This is a genomic window from Streptomyces sp. NPDC058691 (assembly GCF_042714775.1).
In the GTDB taxonomy this organism is placed as follows: Bacteria; Actinomycetota; Actinomycetes; order Streptomycetales; family Streptomycetaceae; genus Actinacidiphila.
This window is the reverse complement of sequence record NZ_JBHXSO010000025.1, coordinates 43,647-60,227: the sequence shown is the minus strand read 5'-3', so window position 1 is coordinate 60,227 and position 16,581 is coordinate 43,647. Positions and strand designations below refer to the sequence as shown.

Here is a 16,581-nt window from a genome sequence, read left to right as displayed (position 1 = left end):
GGCGGATATCGGACACGGAGTTCCGGCGACGGTGACCGGGTCAGGCGGCGGCCGCCCGGGCGGCGTGGCGGATCCGCCACGCGAACGCCGCGGCGCCGAGGGGAATCCCGGCGAGCCCGCCGAGCGCGGCGCCCGCGTCGTGGTCGTCGGCGGAGATCCAGAACCCCGCTGTGCCCCCCAGCAGGGTCATGGCCAGCAGGACGACCGCTCCCGCGACCGCCGCGGAGCGCCGGCCCGGCGGCCGGGTCCGGTACAGCTCGGCCACGGGGACGCCACCGACGAAGATGCAGAGCCCGAGGCCGGTGAGGAAGCTGCCGCCCGGCCGCAGGCCGAGCGGCCAGATGATCAGCCCGATGAGCACCATCGGGACGAGGGCCACGAGCAGGTGCGCGACCGTAGCGGCTGCGAGATCCCGGGCCCTGGGCGGTACGGGGCCGGTCCGTGCGGTCTCCTCCTCCGACATGCCCGGAGCGTACCGGCCTGTCCCGCCCGTTGGGCACCCCTGCCCCCATCGGACACCCGGCGGGGGCGGTGCGGGTGGGAAATGGTTACGGCCCTGTCGGTCGCGCGCACTACAGTCCGCACAGCGAACGCACAACATCAACACGCAACAGGGGTGGGACCAGATGAGCATGTCGAGGCACTTGCGCCTTGCCGCCACGGTGGGGGCCGCGGCCGTCGCGCTGACCGCGACGGCCGGCTGCCAGGCGGCGCACGACACGGCGACGGCCGTGGGCAAGTCGGACTCGATCGCGAAGATCCTCGCGCGGGTCACCGACCGTACCGAGAAGGTCGGGTCGGCGAAGGTCGAATTCGTCACCGACCCCGGGCAGGGCACCCCGATCACGATGACGGGCACCTACTCGTGGGGCAAGGGACTCGCCTACGACGTCATGATGGACACCGACGCGGCCCAGATGCAGGCCCTTCAGGACGCCCCGAAGCTCCGGACCCTGATGGTGGACGGTGCCTACTACTACAACGTGGACCCGCAGCCGGCCGGCCCGCTCAAGGGCAAGCACTGGATGCGCGTCGACGTGTCGGCGATGCTCGGTGAGCAGGGTGCCGCGGCGGTCGAGAAGAACGGTGACCCGACGGCGGGGCTGCGCTACATCGGCATGTCCAAGGACGCCAAGGACCTGGGTGAGGAGTCGGTGCGCGGCATCAAGGCGCATCACTACCGCGTCACCTTCGACAAGGACACCCTGGAGGCCGCAGGACTGTCCTCGGAGGACAAGAAGAACCTCCTCAGCTCCATGACCGGTTCCGCCGGCGGCATCGACATGGACGTCTGGGTCGACGGCAAGGACCTGCCCGTCCGGTTCGTCCAGGTGATCGGGAAGATGAAGGTGACCGCGGACTTCCTGAAGTTCGGTGACGCCAAGACCGTGACGGCGCCCCCGGCTTCGGACACCGCCGACCTCAGCGAGCAGGTGAAGGCCGGCCAGTCGGGCTCCTGACCGCCTGCTGTCCCTTCTCCGACGCCCCCGTTCCGCCCGCCGCGGACGGGGGCGTTCGTGTGTCCTGACGTGGGCACGGCCGTGGTCTCGCCATCCCGTTTTTAAGTTAATTAGCAATTAATATTGACAGGCTCCGGGCGCCCCGCCACAGTTTCCGCCGTGGCACCGGCGCCCGGCACGGCCGAGGTGGGGCGCCCCGCAGGGCCGGCCGCTCTGTGGGCGTCCGTCGGGCGTTGGTGGCCGCGTCCATCGGACCGTGCTCCGGGCGCCGCTCGTCGCGCGCTCGGATCTCTCGCGCCACTTCGTACGTCCGCACGTTCCAACAGGCGTGTCCGCGGGCCTCGTTCGGCCGGGGGTGCACTCTCCCAGAAATAAATTAGTAATTAATCTTGACGCCGCTCTGACCCTGCGAAAGGCTGTGCCTGCCGCACCCAGAGCCGGGCCGTCAGGGGGCCTCAGCTCCGTTCCGTGGGCACATTAGGAGTACACAGATGACCGCCTTCAACGCCAGCCGCCGCCGGTTCCTCGCCGTATCCGGCGCCGTCGGCACCGGTGCGCTGCTCAGCAGCTGCGTCACCCAGAGCCCGGCCGCATCCGGAGGAAAGTCCGGCGGCCCGGTGACCCTGCAGTCCAACCTCTCCTCCCCGCAGGCCAAGACCGCGATGCAGCAGATCGTCGCGGCGTTCAACAAGCGCGGGGAGACCGAGGCGCAGCTCAACACGGTCGCGTCCGAGACCTTCCGCACGCAGCTGCCGACCTACCTCACCTCGGCCAACCCGCCGGACGCGTACACCTGGTACCCCGGCTCCGTCGCCGAGTCGTACGCCAAGAAGGACCTGCTGCTCGACATCAGCGACGTCTGGGAGAAGCCCGAGCTCGCCGGCTACTCCGACGCCCTGAAGAAGCTGTGCACCTCGGCCTCCAGCGGCAAGAAGGTCTTCGTGCCCACCAGCTACTACTGGTGGGGCATGTTCTACCGGAAGTCCAACTTCGAGAAGTGGGGCGTGCAGGAGCCCAAGAACTGGGACGAGTTCCTGGACCTGTGCGACAAGCTCAAGAGCAAGGGCGTCGCCCCCATCGGCCTCGGCGCCGGCGGCGACACCCCGTGGGTCGCCTCCGCCTGGTTCGACTACCTGAACATCCGGGTCAACGGCGCCACGTACCACCGCGAACTCCTCGCCGGAAAGCACCGCTTCGACGACCCCGAAGTGCGCAAGGTCTTCGACAAGTGGGACGAGGCGCGCCCGTTCTTCGACCCCAACGGCACGGCGATCCCCTTCCAGGACGCCACCACCGCGCTGCTCCAGGGCCGCACCGGCATGATGCTGATCGGCACCTTCTTCGCCGACGCCGCGCCGAAGGACGCCATCGGGGACCTGGACTTCTTCCAGTTCCCGATCATCGACCCCAAGGTGCCGGTCGCCGAGGAGGCGCCCACCGACGGCTACTTCGCCAGCGCCCGCAGCAAGCGCACCGACGGCGTCAAGGAGCTGCTGCGCTACCTGGCCACCGCCGAGTCGCAGGAGCTGTACATCAAGAGCTCCTCGGGCACCGTGCTGCCCACCCACCCCGACGCCAAGGACGCCGGCACCCCGCTGGTCGCCAAGGGCCGCAAGCTCGTCGAGAGCGCCGCGGAGATCACCCAGTTCTTCAACCGGGACTCCAGCGACGCCCTCCAGCCGACCGCCGACACCGCGCTCGTGCACTACCTGGCGAAGCCCAAGGAGATCGGCTCCATCCTCACCACGTGGCAGCGCGGCGCACAGAAGATCTGGAGCCAGTGACAATGGCTTTGATCGGCTCCACACGACGGTCCAGGGCCACTCGGGTGCCCCCGGTGGTCCTGGCCTTCGTCCTCATCCCGCTGCTCGCCGAGGCGTTCTGGGTCTTCTGGCCGGCCCTCCAGGGGTTCTATCTCTCCCTGACCTCCTGGGACGGGCTGGGCGCCCCGAAGTTCGTCGGCCTCGGCAACTTCAGCGAGATGGTGCACGACGCGGTCTTCCGCACCGCCGCGATCAACACGGTGCTGTGGCTGCTGCTCTTCGGCGGGCTGTCCGCCGGTCTCGGACTCGGTGCCGCGCTGCTGCTCCAGCAGGAGCGGCGCGGCATCGGGTTCTACCGGGCGGCGCTCTTCCTGCCGGTGGTCTTCTCGCTGGTCGCCACCGCCCTGGTGTGGCAGGCGATGTACCAGCCGGACGGCCTGATCAACAATGTGCTGGAGGCCATCGGCCTCGGCGGCTGGAAACACGCCTGGCTCGCCGACCAGGACACCGCCTTCTACGCGGTGATCGTGCCCGCGCTGTGGCGCCAGGTCGGCTACGTCATGGTGCTGTACCTGGCCGGCCTCAAGGGCGTCGACCCGGCGCTGTACGAGGCGGCGAAGGTCGACGGCGCCACCCGCTGGCAGCAGTTCCGGCACATCACCCTGCCGCAGCTGCGCAGTGTCAACGCCGTCGTCCTGTCGGTGATCGTCATCGACTCGCTGCGCTCCTTCGACGTCGTGTGGGCGCTCACCCGCGGCGGCCCGTACCACTCCTCCGAACTGCTGAGCACCTACATGTACTCCACCGCGTTCCAGTCCCTGCGCCTGGGATACGGCTCCGCGCTCGCCGTGGTCATCTTCGTGCTGGCCTTCGGCGTCATCGCGAGCTACCTCGTGCGTGCCTTCAGGGAGGCCGACTGATGACCGCCACCCACGCCGCCGCGCGTGTCAAGGACCCCGAGGGCCCGGCGGACCGGGCCGGCGAGGCCCGGGCCGCGGAGTCCCGCCGGTCGCCGAAGCGGGGCCGCGCCCTGCGCACCGCCGGATTCCACCTCTCCGCGGGACTGCTGTCCGCGCTGTGGCTGCTGCCGATCGCCCTCGTCCTGGTCACCAGCACCCGGACGTTCGACGACATCGCCGCGCACGGCGTCGGCAGCTGGCCGCACTCGTTCACCTTCGACAGCTTCCGCCAGGCGTGGGTGGACGGCGGTCAGCAGCGCGCCCTCATCAACAGCATGCTGGTCACCATTCCCACCGTGCTGCTCTCGCTGGCCCTCGCCTCGATGGCGGCCTTCGCGCTCAGCCGCTACGACCTGCCTTTCCGGCGCGTCCTGCTGCTGCTGATGCTCGGCGGCAACCTGCTTCCCCCGCAGATCCTGCTGATCCCGGTCTCCAAGCTGAGTGAAGTGCTCGGCATCTACGACCAGTTGTACGCCCTGATCGGTGTGCAGGTCGGTTTCGGTGTCGGCTTCTACGTCTTCGTGCTGCACGGCTTCATGCGGTCGATCCCCGCCGAGATCCAGCAGGCCGCCGTCATCGACGGCGCGAACCCGTGGCAGATCTACTGGCGGGTCATCCTGCCGCTGGCCCGGCCGGCGCTGGCCGCACTGACCGCCCTGTCGTTCACGTGGATCTTCAACGATCTGCTGTGGGCCATCACGGTGCTGCGCACCGACACGCAGATGCCCATCACCGCGTCCCTGATCGGACTGCAGGGCCAGTACGTGTCCATGTGGAACGTCATCGCCGCCGGCTCGGTGATCGCCGCCGCCCCGACGGTGGCCGTCTTCCTCCGCTTCCAGCGCCACTTCGTGGCCGGACTCAACCTCGGAGCCGTCAAGTGACCGCGCACCACCGGTGGCTGTTGCGCACCGACACCACCGTCTACGCCGTCACCCTCGGCGGTGACGACCGCTGGGCCGAGCTCGCCGCCTGGGGGCCGCACGGCTCCGAGGACGGCCCGTCGCCCATGGACTGGTCGCGCCGCACCCACTTCATCACCCCCGCCGACGCCGCACCGGCCGAGTACATCCCGTACGGGCTGCGGCCGTTCACCGGCGCCGACCTGATCGCCTCCCGCCCCGGCGGCGACCGCGGCAGCTGGTGGAGCTTCGAGGGCGCCACCGCGGACGGCGACCACTCGCTGCGCCTGGACTTCGCCGACGACGTGCTCGGTCTGCGCACCACGCTGTGCTACGAGACCGTGCCCGGCACCGACGTCGTCCTGCGCTGGACGGAGCTGACCTGCACCGGGGACGGCGACGTACGGCTGGAGCGCTTCGACTCCGCCGCCGTCAACGTCCCCGTCCAGGGCGGCGCGCGGCTGACGTACCTGGCCGGCCAGTGGTCGCAGGAGTTCCAGCTCAAGGACGTCACGCTGGAGCGCGGGCGCTTCGAGATGGAGAGCACCCAGGGCTCGGCCGGGCACGCGTACCACCCCTGGCTCGCGGTCCAGGACGCCGCCGCCCCCGCCGAGGGCGCCACGCCGACCTACGGCATCGCCCTGGAGTGGTCCGGCAACTGGCGGATCACCGCCGACGCCGAGCCCGGCGGCGCGGTGCGCGTCCGCGCCGGACGCGTGCCCCACGAGGGCGCCGTCCGCCTCGCGCCCGGCGCCACTCTCGTCACGCCCCGGCTGGCCTGCGCCTTCAGCCCCGACGGGCTCGACGGACTGGCCCGCGTCTGGCACCGCTACGAGCGGCACCTGACCGGCGAGCGCATCGACCGGCCGCGCAAGGTGCTCTACAACTCCTGGGAGGCGACGGGCTTCGACGTCGACGCCGCCGGGCAGCTGGAGCTCGCCAAGGTCGCCGCGGATCTCGGCGCCGAACTCTTCGTCGTCGACGACGGCTGGTTCACCGGACGTCCCGACGACACCGGCGGCCTCGGCGACTGGGACCCGGACCCGGCCGAGTTCCCCGGCGGGTTCGACCGGTTCGTCGAGGACGTGCGGGCGCTGGGCATGGACTTCGGCCTGTGGGTCGAGCCCGAGGGCATCAGCCCCCGTTCGAAGCTGTACGCGGAGCACCCCGAGTGGGTCTACCGCGTCGACGGCCGGCCCGCGACGCTCGTGCGCAACCAACTGCTGCTCGACCTCGGCCGCGAGGACGTCCAGGAGTTCGTCATCGGCACCCTGGACCGGCTGCTGGGCTCCCACGCCATCAGCTACCTCAAGTGGGACATGAACCGGCCGCCCACCGAGCGCGGCCGCCCCGGCCACCCGGCGGGAGCCGATCCGGAGCTCCAGGACCTCGACGCCGCCCACATCGCCGGCTACCTGCGGGTCCTGGACCACCTGCGCACCGCCCACCCGCACGTCACCGTCGAGGGCTGCGCGGGCGGCGGCGGACGCGTCGAGCACGCCACCATCGCCCGCACCGACGTGGTGTGGCTCAGCGACAACACCGCGCCCATGGACCGGCTGCGCATCCAGTACGGATACCTCCACGCGCACGCCCCGCACACCATGAGCTCCTGGGTCACCGACGCCCCCGGCGTCTTCGACCCGCGGCCCCGCTCGCTCGCCTTCCGGTTCGTCAACTCCGCGGCCGGCGTGCTCGGCATCGGCGCCGACATCCGGCACTGGACGCCCGGGCAGCGCGCCGAGGCAGCGCGGTGGATCGCCCGCTACAAGGAGGTCCGCGACGTCGTCCACCACGGCGAGGTCCGCCTGCTGGGCAGCCCCGCCGACCCGACCTGCGGCATCCAGTACGAGGAAGCGTCCGGCGAGCGCGTGGTCGTGACGGCGTGGAACACCGGGCCGCTCGACGGCGCGCCCCTGGTGCCCGGCCGGGCCGCCCGGCTGCGCCTGCGCGGGCTCGCCCCGGAGGCCGTCTACACCGACACCGCCACCGGCACCCGTTACAGCGGAGCCCATCTGGCGCACTCCGGCCTGCCGTTCGCGTGGACGGCGCACCACGACGCGGAGCTCGTCGTACTGTCCCGGCAGTGACGACACGGCGAGAATCTGCACACCAGCGATGAAACAGGAGACGACCAGCCCCATGAACCAAGCGGCCCGCTTCACCAACCGCGTCGCCGTCGTCACCGGCGCCGCTCAGGGCATCGGCGCCGCCGCGGCGGCGCGCCTGGCCGCCGAGGGCGCTGCCGTTGTCCTCGTCGACATCGCCGCCGACCGCGGTGAGGAGACCGCGGCGCGGCTGCGCAAGGACGGCGCGCGCGCCGCCTTCGTCGCCGCCGACGTCGCGAGCGAGGACGACTGGCGGCGGGTCACCGACGCCGCCCACGGCTTCGGGCCCGTGGGCGTCCTGGTCAGCAACGCGTACACGGTGCAGGTCGCCCCCGCCCACGAGACGAGCCTCGCCTCCTGGGAGCGTCAGTTGTCCGTCAACCTCACCGGCGCCTTCCTCGGCTTCAAGGCGATGCTGCCCGACCTGCGCGAGCAGCGCGGCGCCGTGGTGCTCACCTCCTCCGTCCACGCCCACCGGGGCATCCCCGGGCACCCGGCCTACGCGGCCAGCAAGGGCGCGCTGCTGTCGCTGTGCGGCCAGCTCGCCGTCGAGTACGGACCGGAGGTCCGCGTCAACGCCGTGGTCCCCGGGCCGATCCTGACCGCCGCCTGGGACCGGGTGCCGCAGGCCGAACGTGATCAGAGCGTCGCCGAGACAGCGGCCGGCCGCTTCGGCACGCCCGAGGAGGTCGCCGCCGCCGTCGCCTTCCTCGCCGCCGACGAGTCCTCGTACATCACCGGAACGAGCCTGCTCGTCGACGGCGGCTGGAGCGTCGTCAAGTCCTCCGCCTGACGGAGACGACCGAGACGACGGTCCCGCCCTGAACGACTTGCAAGAAAGGCATACACATGACGCCATACGCGCGCCGCGGAGTGCACGGCCAGACCGTGGAGACCCTCGCACGCCGAGTGCTCAGCGGCGAGATCCCCGAGGGAGCGACGCTCGACATGGCGGCCCTGCAGAGCGAACTGGACGTCAGCCTGACGGCCCTGCGTGAATCGCTGAAGGTGCTCGCGGCCAAGGGCATGGTCGACGCACGGCAGAAGCGCGGCACCTTCGTGCGACCGCGTGCCGACTGGAACCTGCTCGACGCCGACGTCCTGCGCTGGCAGTTCTCCGAGAGCAACGGCAACGGCGCCGACCTCGCGCTGCTGCGCAACCTCGGCGAGGTCCGCGGCATCATCGAACCCGCCGCCGTGCGGCTGGCCGCGGCCCGCCGCACCGACGAGGACCTCCGGGAACTGGAGGCGGCACTGACCGCCATGGGCGAGGGGGGCGGCGCGAGCCACGCCGTCGAGGCCGACCTCGCCTTCCACCGCGCGCTGCTGGTGGCCACGCACAACGAACTGCTCGAACGCATGGAGATGGTCATCGAGTCCGGCCTCGCCCAGCGCGACCAGATCGTGCACAGCGCCCCCCACAGCGAGGACCCCGTGCCGAGCCACCGCGCCGTCCTGGACGCCGTGCGCGACCGGGACGCGGACGCGGCGGAGCACGCCATGCGCGCTCTGCTCGACCAGGCGATGCGCGACCTCGACAAGGTCAGCGGCCCGCACGGCTCCGAGCATCCCCCCACCGAAGAGAAGGACGACCCGGCAAAGTGAAGATCGCGCGCATCGAGACGTTCCTCGTGCCGCCCCGCTGGCTGTTCTGCCGCATCGAGACCGACGACGGCGTCGTCGGCTGGGGCGAACCCGTAGTGGAAGGCCGCGCCGAGGTGGTGCGGGCCGCCGTCGAGGTGCTGGCCGAACAGCTCATCGGCAAGGACCCGTCGCGCATCCAGGACCACTGGCAGGTGCTGACCAAGGGCGGCTTCTACCGCGGCGGGCCCGTGCTCTCCAGCGCCGTCGCCGGCATCGACCAGGCCCTGTGGGACATCGCGGGCCGCACCCTCGGCGTGCCCGTGCACACCCTGCTCGGCGGGCCGGTGCGCGACACCGTCCGCGTCTACGCCTGGGTCGGCGGCGACGAACCGGCCCGGCTGAAGGACGAGATCACCGCCCAGGTCGAGGCCGGTTTCACCGCCGTCAAGATGAACGCCGCGGGCGCCACCCCGCCGCTCACCAGCCCCGCCGAGACGGCGGCCGTCGTCGAGCGCGTCGCCGTCGCCCGCGAGGTGCTGGGCGCGCACCGCGACGTCGCCGTCGACTTCCACGGCCGGTTCAGCGCGGCCAACGCCCGGCGCGTGCTGCACGAGATAGCCCCGCTGCACCCGCTCTTCGTGGAGGAGCCCGTGCTGCCGGACCAGGCGCACCTGCTCCCCGGCCTGGTCGCCGCCTCCTCCGTCCCGCTCGCCACCGGCGAACGGCTCTACGGCCGCGCCGACTTCCTCACCGTGCTCAACGCGGGCGTCGCCGTGGCGCAGCCGGATCTCTCCCACGCGGGCGGCATCTCCGAGGTCACCCGGATCGCCGCCCTCGCGGAGACCTTCGGCGCGCACCTCGCGCCGCACTGCCCGCTCGGGCCCATCGCGCTCGCGGCGAGCCTCCAGGTCGCCTTCGCCACGCCCAACTTCCTCATCCAGGAGCAGAGCCGGGGCATCCACTACAACAAGGACGCCGACCTGCTGTCGTACATGGTCGACACCGAGCCGTTCCGCTTCGTGGACGGTCAGGCCCGTCGCACCGAGGCGCCCGGTCTCGGCATCGACGTCGACGAGGAGGCCGTGCGCGCCGCCGACCGCGCCGGGCACGCCTGGCGCAATCCCGTCTGGCGGCACGCCGACGGCTCCTTCGCCGAATGGTGACCGAGACCCGGCCGGTGCCGCTCACCGTCGCCACCGACCCGGCGCACGGCGGCCGGTGGACCTCGCTCGCCGGCGGCGGGCGCGAATGGCTCTGGCACCGCGACGAGCCCCGCCGCGCGGGCGTCGCCCCCGGCGACGCCTTCGCCGACGCCGGGGGCCTCGAGGAGTGCGTGCCCACCGTGCGCGGGCTCCCCGACCACGGGGACGCCTGGTCGCGGCCGTGGCGGGCGGAGGGCGACGGGTACGCCGTGGAGTGCCCCGGCTTCCGGCTGACCCGGCGCGTCACCGCCGAGGCGGGCGCCGTCGTCGCCGCCTACACGCTCCGCGCCGAACCCGGCTACCGCTTCGTGTGGGCCGCCCACGCCCTGCTGGACCTGTCGCCCGCCGCCAGGCTCAGCGTCGACGGGGTCGACGGGGCCGTCGCCGCCCGGCTCTACCCGGACGAGGGCGCGACCCAAGTCCCCGGCACCTGGCCCTCGGTGGGCGGCGTCCCGCTCGACGCGCTCGGGCCCGACGACGGTACCGCCGTCGGCGCCGTCGTCGACACCGCGCGGGTGACGGTGACCGACGGGCCCGACACGCTGCACATGGCGGTCGAGGCGGAGGGACAACCGGTCGCCGTCGCACTGTGGCGCAACCTCGGCGGTTTCCCGGCCGGCGCGCCGTACCGCTCGACCGGTGTCGAGCCGATGCTCGGCCGGGGCTTCGACCGCGCGGACGGGGACGAGGGCGACACCGCCGTCGTGCCCGCCTCCGGCGAGGTCTCGTGGCGGCTGACCGTCACCGCGACCCGCCGCACCTGAACCACCCACCAGCAGAAGGGATGTCGGATGGACCTGCTCGCCGCGCTGCGTGCCCACCGGCTGCTCGCCATCGTCCGGGGCAACGACCCGGACGCCGCACTCAAGACCGTTCTCACCCTCGCCGAAGAGGGCGTCACCCTCATCGAGGTCTCCCTCTCCGGACACGGCGCGCTCGACGTGATCGCACAGGCCCGCGCCGCGCTCGGGCCCGAGGCCACCCTCGGCGCGGGCACCGTGCTCAGCGCCGACGACGCGCACGCCGCCCACCGGGCCGGCGCCGCCTTCCTGGTCACCCCCGCCGTCGGCGAGGGCGTCGCCACCGGCCGCGAACTCGGACTGCCCGTCCTGGCGGGTGTGATGACCCCGACCGACATCCTGCAGGCGCTGCGGCTGGGCGCCCAGGCGCTCAAGCTGTTCCCCGCCGGCAGCGCGGGCGGCCCCGGCTACCTGCGGGACCTCCGCGGACCCTTCCCCGACCTGCCCTTCGTGCCGGTCGGCGGCGTGGACGCGCCGGCCGCCGCCGCGTACCTGGCCGGCGGCGCCGTCGCGGTCGGCGTCGGCTCGCCGCTGGTGGCGGACGCGGCCGCCGGCGGCAGCCTCGCCGCGCTGCGGGAGCGGGCCCGGGAGTTCCTGGACGTCGTCCGCGAGGAGCCCGCGCCGTGACGGCCGCCGGCACCGCTTACGAAGTCGTCGGCGGCGAACGGCTCGAACTGGGCGAGGGCATCCGCTGGAGCGACGGCCGGGCCGTACTCACCGACATCCTGACGGGCCGTCTGCTGACCGCTCCCGCCTTCGGCACCGTCGCCCAACTGGCCGTCCCCCTGGGCGCGGTGGCTCCCGTCGAGGGACGCCCCGGCCACTGGATCGCGGCGGCCGGCACGGGCATCTGCCGCATCGACCCCGCCGGGCGGACCCGCTGGCTCGCCCGCCCCGAGGACGGCGCGCCCGAGCCCATGCGCATGAACGACGGCGTCGCCGACCCGTACGGCCGCTTCTGGGCGGGCAGCATGGCCTACGCGGCGACCAAGGACGCGGGCTCCCTGTACCGCGTGGACCGCGACGGCACGGTCACCCGCGCCCTGAGCGGCGTCACGATCCCGAACGGGCCCGCCTTCACCGCCGACGGCCGCACGATGTACCTCGCCGACAGCGCCCGCGGCGTCGTCCGCCGCTACCCCGTGGACGTGGCCACCGGTGAACTCGGCGCGCCGGAGACCTTCGTGACCCTGGACTCCGGCAGCCCGGACGGCATGACCGTCGACACCGAGGGCGCCCTGTGGACCGCGGTCTGGGGAACCGGCCAGGTCCGCCGATACCTCCCGGACGGGGCTCTCGACCGCGTCCTGGAGCTCCCCGCCGTCCAGCCCGCCGGCCTCTGCCTCGGCGGCTCCGACGGCCGGACCCTCCATGTCACCAGCGCCACCATCGGGCTCGCCGTTCCGGGCCCGCTCGACGGCGCCGTCTTCGCCGTCCGCGTCGACGTCCCCGGAGCCCCCGCCGCGCCCTACCGCCCGGCCGGTCCCGAACCGGAGAACGCGCCGTGAACACCGCTGTGCCGGCGCTCGGTCCGGGCCCCGTGGTCTGCGTCGGGGAGACCATGGCCGCGCTCGTGCCGGACCCCCTCGGGCCGCTGGAGAGCGCGGACCGGCTCGGGGTGGCGGTCGCGGGCGCCGAGTCGAACGTCGCCCTCTACCTCGCCGACCACGACGTGCCGGCGCGCTGGGTGTCCGCCGTCGGCGACGACCCCTTCGGCCGCCGCGTCCGCGAGCGGATCGCCGCGGGCGGGGTGGACGTCAGCGGCGTGCGCGTCGACCCGGACCGCCCCACCGGGCTGCTGTTCAAGGACCCGGGGGAGCACGCCACCCGCGTGCACTACCGCCGCCGCGACTCGGCGGCGTCGGCGCTCACCGAGGCCCTGCTCGACGACCCGGCCCTGCACGGCGCCGCGTTGCTCCACCTCAGCGGGATCACGCCGGCGCTGTCGAACAGTTGCCGCGCCCTCGTCGAGCGCGCGCTCCGCCCCGAACGGCCGTACCCCGTCAGCTTCGACGTGAACTACCGCCCCGCCCTGTGGAGCGACCGCGCCACCGCCGCGGACGTGCTGCGCACCCTCGCCGACCGCGCCGACATCGTGCTCGTCGGGCTGGACGAGGCGCAGGCGCTGTGGGGGGACGCCGTCACCGACGCGCGCTCGGTCCGCGCGCTGCTGGCCGGGCCGCGGGTCCTCGTCGTGAAGGACGGCGCGCGCGCCGCCACCGCGTTCGTCGGCCCCGACGCGCACACGGTGCCCGCGCTGACCGTCCGGGTGGCCGAACCCGTGGGCGCCGGGGACGCGTTCGCCGCCGGCTTCCTCGCCGGCCTCCACCGCGGCCTCCCCGTCGCCCCCGCACTCCGCCTCGGCCACCTCACGGCTGCCTCGGCCCTGCGCGTCCCCGCCGACCACGGCCCCCTGCCGCCGCCCGGCGTCCTCGCGGCGTTGCTGGGCGCGGACGAGGCGACCTGGCGCGCGGCTTCCGTGGGGTTCGACGAGCCCGCCGCACAGGGGGAGTCGGTGCCCTGACCCGGTCCTTGCCGGGCCGAGGGTGATGGTGAACGGCCCGATGCCCTGCCCTGGCCGCCCCGGCCACCCCGGGGCGCGCCTGAACATCGTCGGCGCCGGTGCCCGCAGAGGAATTGGGGCGGCGTGTCGGTCTCCGGGGGCGGGGGACGAAAGGCGCGGTCGTGCGCTTGTCTCCGCGGCCATGCTGCGGCCGCCGCAGCCCGTTGCTCGTCGCCGGACATCTGTGGGGGTGCGTACGAGCCCTCCGGGCCGCGCCGGCCCGGCTCTCCGGGTGACCGCTGATGGTCAAGGAGCCGGGCACGGAGTCCGACCAGCGCGCGCCGGCCGGTCCGCCGCCTGTCCTCGGCTTCGGGAGGCCGGGGACACGTAGGGCCCTCTCATCACGGCCGGGGGGACCGCGTGCCCTGCGACTGCACGGTCCGCGGTGATGCGCACCGCAGGGGCGCCGACGGCTTCGGCGCGGCGGGTGCGACACGCTCGCGTCGTCGCCGAAGCCCTGGCCCTACGGGTCAGTCGTCACCCAGCGCCCGCTTGAGTTCGGCCTTGTTCATGTGCGAGCGGCCGTCGATGTTGCGCCGCCGCGCCTCCGCGTACAGCTGATCGTAGGTGGGGCCCTGCGGGCCGTGGCCCGAGCGCAGGCCGCCGCGTCGCCCCGAGGAGATGTCGTCCAGGGAACTGCGACTGGCGGTGCGGGACTCGCCCGCGCGGGCGCGTTCCTTGTTGACGGTGCGGGCGGCGATCTCCTCCGCGCGCTTCTCGCTCTCGCCGCGCTCCTTGGCGCTCTCCTTGATGTGCTCGTACTGGCGCTCGCGCTTGGGACTGGAACCTGCCGGCATGACCGTCACCTCACCTTTCGTCTCGTGTCCGCCCTCAGGGCCGGGAGCCGACGCCCGTCGCGACTTCGTGGAGCCGCCCCACGGCCCCGCTCGGCGCCAGTACCGCGGTCGACGCGCCACTGCCCTCGCGCAGACCTTCCAGGAACTCCTCGACCGCGTCGGTCGCGCTGTGCAGCGGCCGCCAGTCGAGTTCCCGCCGGGCCCGGCCGGTGTCGAGCAGCGGCAGCCGCAGCACCGCGTCGAAGAGCCCGGGGGAGGACGGCACGAGGTGCAGCCGCCAGGCGCCCGCCAGGGCGGCACGCACCGCGGGGCGCGGCATCCGTACCACCTGGGCGCCGAATATCGAGGCCAGTTCGCCCGCGTCCAGCGGTGGTTCCGCGGCCAGGTTGAAGGCGCCGCGCACCGGGCGCAGGACCGCCTTGCGGTAGGCCTCGGCGGCGTCGTCGGTGTGCAGGGCCTGGAAGCGCAGACCCCGCATGTCGGGCACGACCGGCACGAGCCGCGGCCGGACCAGCCGCCCGGGCAGGAACGGACCTGCGAAGAGGCGGCGTTGCTGCGCGGCGGCCTCCTTCTTGAAGATGAAGGCGGGCCGCATGCGCACCACCCGTACCCCAGGATGGTCCGGCTCGTACCCGTCGAGGTACCGCTCGATGTACGCCTTCTCGCGGCAGTACGCGGCCCCCGGCCAGCCGTGCGTGGGCCAGGACTCGTCGACGGGACGGTCCTTCGGCCCGGGGGAGTACGCGGCCACCGACGAGGCGTGCACCAACGCGGGGACGCCTGCCGCCGCCACGGCGTCGAAGACCCGGATGCTGCCGAGGACGTTGGTGCGCCAGGTGATCGCCGGGTCGTGGCTGGGCTGCAGCAGCCAGGCGAGGTGGACGACGGCGTCGGCGCCCCGGAAGAGGTCCGCCAGCCGCGTGTCGTCGTCCGCGATGTCGGCACCGACCCACGTGGTTCTCGCGGGCCGCCAGTCCGAGGGCACTCGGCGGGCGATCCCGGTGATCCGGGCGACCGCCGGGTCCTCGCCGAGCGCCCGCACCAGGCTGGTGCCGACGTTGCCCGTCGCGCCCACGACCACGACGTGCAGCCCGTCGCGGGGCCCGTGTGCCGGAGTGCTGGTCACGGCGCTCGCCTCCTCGCTGCTCCTTGACGCTCCTCGGTTCGCGCTCTTGGGGCGGCTACCCGTGTGCGCCGGGTTCAGACGGCCCGGCCGGCCGCGGCGGACGCCATGCGCCGTACCGCCTCCGTGATCACCTCGGGGCTGGTCGCCAGGTTGAGCCGGACGTGGCCGTCGCCGCCCGTGCCGAAGTCGGGGCCGGGGCTGAAGGCGACGCGGCCGCGCTCCAGGAACACCTCCGACGGGTTCGCGCCCAGGCCCAGCGCCCGGCAGTCCAGCCAGGCCAGATACGTCCCCGGAGCGGGGCGGTAGCCGACGGCGGGCAGGTGCTCGGCCAGCAGGGACCGCAGCAGCCGGCGGTTGTGGTCCAGGTCCGCCAGGACCGCGTCCAGCCAGTCGCCGCCCTCCCGCAGCGCCGCGGTGTGCGCGATGACGCCCAGGTGGCTCGGGCCGTGGCCGACCTCCTCCGGCATCCGCGCCAGGTCCTCGGCCGCGGCGGGCCCGGCGAGCGCCAGCGCCGCCTTCAGCCCGGCCAGGTTCCACGCCTTCGACGCGGACATCAGCGACAGCCCGCTCTCCGCCCCCGGCACGCTCAGGTACGGCACGAAGGCGGTGCCCCGGTCCACCACGGGGGCGTGGATCTCGTCGGCCACGACCCGCACCCCGTGGGCGCCCGCGAGTGCCGCCACGGCGGCCAGCTCCCCGGCGGTGTGTACCGTGCCGGCCGGGTTGTGCGGGCTGCACAGCAGGTACGCGGCCCGGCCGCCGCCCGTGGCGCAGCGGGCGAAGGCCGTCTCCAGGGCGGCGAGGTCCAGCCGCAGGTCCGGGCCGAGCGGTGCCTCCACCACCCGCCGGTCCATGTGGGTCACGAACTGGTAGAACGGCGGGTACACCGGGCAGTTGACGATCACCGGGTCGCCGGGCGCGGTCACCAGTTTCAGCATCTCGACCACGCCGAGCATCACGTCGGGCACGATCGCCGCGCGCTCGCTCGTGACACCGTCCCAGCCCCAGCGTTCACGGGCGAAGCCCGCCAGCGCCTCGGTGTACCCGGTCCCCGCCGGATAGCCGGTGTCCCCGAGCGCGATCGCGTCGGTGAGCGCCCGCGCCACCGACTCGGCGAGCGGGACGTCCATCTCGGCCACCCACAGCGGCAGGACGTCGGCCGGATAGGACCGCCACTTCATGCTCGTACGGCGCCGGAGTTGGTCGAGGGTGAGCCGGCGCAGCGGGCCGGGCGCGGGCGCGGGCGCGGATGCAGATGCAGATGCGGATGAGGCTGACGTCGTGGCCATGACATCAACATAGGGCGGAACCGCGTCC

General features: G+C 73.4%; 16 protein-coding genes. 12 read left to right on the top strand and 4 right to left on the bottom strand.

From position 1 onward, the window contains the following. Positions 1–40 precede the first annotated feature (40 nt). On the bottom strand, positions 41–463 hold the full coding sequence (locus ACFWVC_RS19455) for a hypothetical protein (RefSeq protein WP_384286967.1): 423 nt from the start codon (positions 461–463) through the stop codon (positions 41–43). Positions 464–626: 163 nt separating this feature from the next. On the opposite strand from ACFWVC_RS19455, the gene ACFWVC_RS19450 reads away from it, so the two are divergent. The 12 genes from ACFWVC_RS19450 to ACFWVC_RS19395 all read left to right on the top strand — a co-directional run bounded on the left by ACFWVC_RS19450 (position 627) and on the right by ACFWVC_RS19395 (position 13,302). Further along, on the top strand, positions 627–1,460 hold the full coding sequence (locus ACFWVC_RS19450; RefSeq protein WP_384286963.1) for a hypothetical protein: 834 nt from the start codon (positions 627–629) through the stop codon (positions 1,458–1,460). Positions 1,461–1,951: 491 nt separating this feature from the next. Next, on the top strand, positions 1,952–3,244 hold the full coding sequence (locus ACFWVC_RS19445) for an ABC transporter substrate-binding protein (protein ID WP_384286958.1): 1,293 nt from the start codon (positions 1,952–1,954) through the stop codon (positions 3,242–3,244). Between the two features lie 44 nt (positions 3,245–3,288). Continuing rightward, the gene (locus ACFWVC_RS19440; protein WP_384286956.1) at positions 3,289–4,143 is read left to right on the top strand and encodes a carbohydrate ABC transporter permease; all 855 of its coding nucleotides are present in this window, start codon (positions 3,289–3,291) and stop codon (positions 4,141–4,143) included. After that, positions 4,143–5,066 (top strand): carbohydrate ABC transporter permease, encoded by a 924-nt coding sequence (locus tag ACFWVC_RS19435; RefSeq protein WP_384286954.1) that lies wholly within the window; start codon positions 4,143–4,145, stop codon positions 5,064–5,066. Before ACFWVC_RS19440 ends, ACFWVC_RS19435 begins: the two co-directional genes overlap by 1 nt. Then, the gene (locus tag ACFWVC_RS19430; protein WP_384286952.1) at positions 5,063–7,174 is read left to right on the top strand and encodes an alpha-galactosidase; all 2,112 of its coding nucleotides are present in this window, start codon (positions 5,063–5,065) and stop codon (positions 7,172–7,174) included. Before ACFWVC_RS19435 ends, ACFWVC_RS19430 begins: the two co-directional genes overlap by 4 nt. Positions 7,175–7,226: 52 nt before the next feature. Beyond that, entirely contained in the window at positions 7,227–7,985 is a 759-nt protein-coding gene (locus ACFWVC_RS19425; RefSeq protein WP_384286950.1) for an SDR family NAD(P)-dependent oxidoreductase, read from the top strand. 56 nt (positions 7,986–8,041) lie between these two features. Continuing rightward, a complete protein-coding gene (locus ACFWVC_RS19420; protein WP_384286948.1) occupies positions 8,042–8,797 on the top strand; it encodes a FadR/GntR family transcriptional regulator in 756 nt (251 codons plus the stop codon). Further along, positions 8,794–9,939 carry a galactonate dehydratase gene (gene dgoD, locus ACFWVC_RS19415; RefSeq protein WP_384286946.1) on the top strand — a complete coding sequence of 382 codons (1,146 nt, stop codon included), beginning with the start codon at positions 8,794–8,796 and terminating at the stop codon, positions 9,937–9,939. Before ACFWVC_RS19420 ends, dgoD begins: the two co-directional genes overlap by 4 nt. Continuing rightward, the gene (locus ACFWVC_RS19410) at positions 9,933–10,742 is read left to right on the top strand and encodes a hypothetical protein (RefSeq protein WP_384286944.1); all 810 of its coding nucleotides are present in this window, start codon (positions 9,933–9,935) and stop codon (positions 10,740–10,742) included. The genes dgoD and ACFWVC_RS19410 overlap by 7 nt, the downstream gene beginning before the upstream one ends. Before the next feature lie 27 nt (positions 10,743–10,769). Beyond that, entirely contained in the window at positions 10,770–11,405 is a 636-nt protein-coding gene (locus ACFWVC_RS19405; RefSeq protein ID WP_384286942.1) for a bifunctional 4-hydroxy-2-oxoglutarate aldolase/2-dehydro-3-deoxy-phosphogluconate aldolase, read from the top strand. Continuing rightward, positions 11,402–12,286, top strand: coding sequence for an SMP-30/gluconolactonase/LRE family protein (locus ACFWVC_RS19400; RefSeq protein WP_384286940.1), 885 nt, complete (start codon positions 11,402–11,404; stop codon positions 12,284–12,286). Before ACFWVC_RS19405 ends, ACFWVC_RS19400 begins: the two co-directional genes overlap by 4 nt. Next, on the top strand, positions 12,283–13,302 hold the full coding sequence (locus ACFWVC_RS19395; protein WP_384286938.1) for a sugar kinase: 1,020 nt from the start codon (positions 12,283–12,285) through the stop codon (positions 13,300–13,302). Before ACFWVC_RS19400 ends, ACFWVC_RS19395 begins: the two co-directional genes overlap by 4 nt. Positions 13,303–13,811: 509 nt before the next feature. Here ACFWVC_RS19395 and ACFWVC_RS19390 read toward each other — a convergent pair. The 3 genes from ACFWVC_RS19390 to ACFWVC_RS19380 form a co-directional block, all read right to left on the bottom strand. Next, complete coding sequence (locus ACFWVC_RS19390; RefSeq protein WP_384286936.1) at positions 13,812–14,138, bottom strand: plasmid stabilization protein; 327 nt, start codon at positions 14,136–14,138, stop codon at positions 13,812–13,814. A gap of 34 nt (positions 14,139–14,172) precedes the next feature. Beyond that, entirely contained in the window at positions 14,173–15,264 is a 1,092-nt protein-coding gene (locus ACFWVC_RS19385) for an NAD-dependent epimerase/dehydratase family protein (RefSeq protein ID WP_384286933.1), read from the bottom strand. A gap of 74 nt (positions 15,265–15,338) precedes the next feature. Then, on the bottom strand, positions 15,339–16,553 hold the full coding sequence (locus ACFWVC_RS19380) for a MalY/PatB family protein (RefSeq protein WP_384286931.1): 1,215 nt from the start codon (positions 16,551–16,553) through the stop codon (positions 15,339–15,341). Positions 16,554–16,581 lie beyond the last annotated feature (28 nt).

What these genes read in the sequence shown, in the direction of transcription:
- ACFWVC_RS19410 (WP_384286944.1), top strand. Translation starts at nt 9,933, where the DNA reads ATGGTGACCGAGACCCGGCCGGTGCCGCTCACCGTCGCCACCGACCCG.
- ACFWVC_RS19450 (WP_384286963.1), top strand. Translation starts at nt 627, where the DNA reads ATGAGCATGTCGAGGCACTTGCGCCTTGCCGCCACGGTGGGGGCCGCG.
- ACFWVC_RS19390 (WP_384286936.1), bottom strand. Translation starts at nt 14,138, where the DNA reads ATGCCGGCAGGTTCCAGTCCCAAGCGCGAGCGCCAGTACGAGCACATC.
- ACFWVC_RS19420 (WP_384286948.1), top strand. Translation starts at nt 8,042, where the DNA reads ATGACGCCATACGCGCGCCGCGGAGTGCACGGCCAGACCGTGGAGACC.
- ACFWVC_RS19425 (WP_384286950.1), top strand. Translation starts at nt 7,227, where the DNA reads ATGAACCAAGCGGCCCGCTTCACCAACCGCGTCGCCGTCGTCACCGGC.
- ACFWVC_RS19455 (WP_384286967.1), bottom strand. Translation starts at nt 463, where the DNA reads ATGTCGGAGGAGGAGACCGCACGGACCGGCCCCGTACCGCCCAGGGCC.
- ACFWVC_RS19405 (WP_384286942.1), top strand. Translation starts at nt 10,770, where the DNA reads ATGGACCTGCTCGCCGCGCTGCGTGCCCACCGGCTGCTCGCCATCGTC.
- ACFWVC_RS19380 (WP_384286931.1), bottom strand. Translation starts at nt 16,553, where the DNA reads ATGGCCACGACGTCAGCCTCATCCGCATCTGCATCTGCATCCGCGCCC.
- ACFWVC_RS19445 (WP_384286958.1), top strand. Translation starts at nt 1,952, where the DNA reads ATGACCGCCTTCAACGCCAGCCGCCGCCGGTTCCTCGCCGTATCCGGC.
- ACFWVC_RS19435 (WP_384286954.1), top strand. Translation starts at nt 4,143, where the DNA reads ATGACCGCCACCCACGCCGCCGCGCGTGTCAAGGACCCCGAGGGCCCG.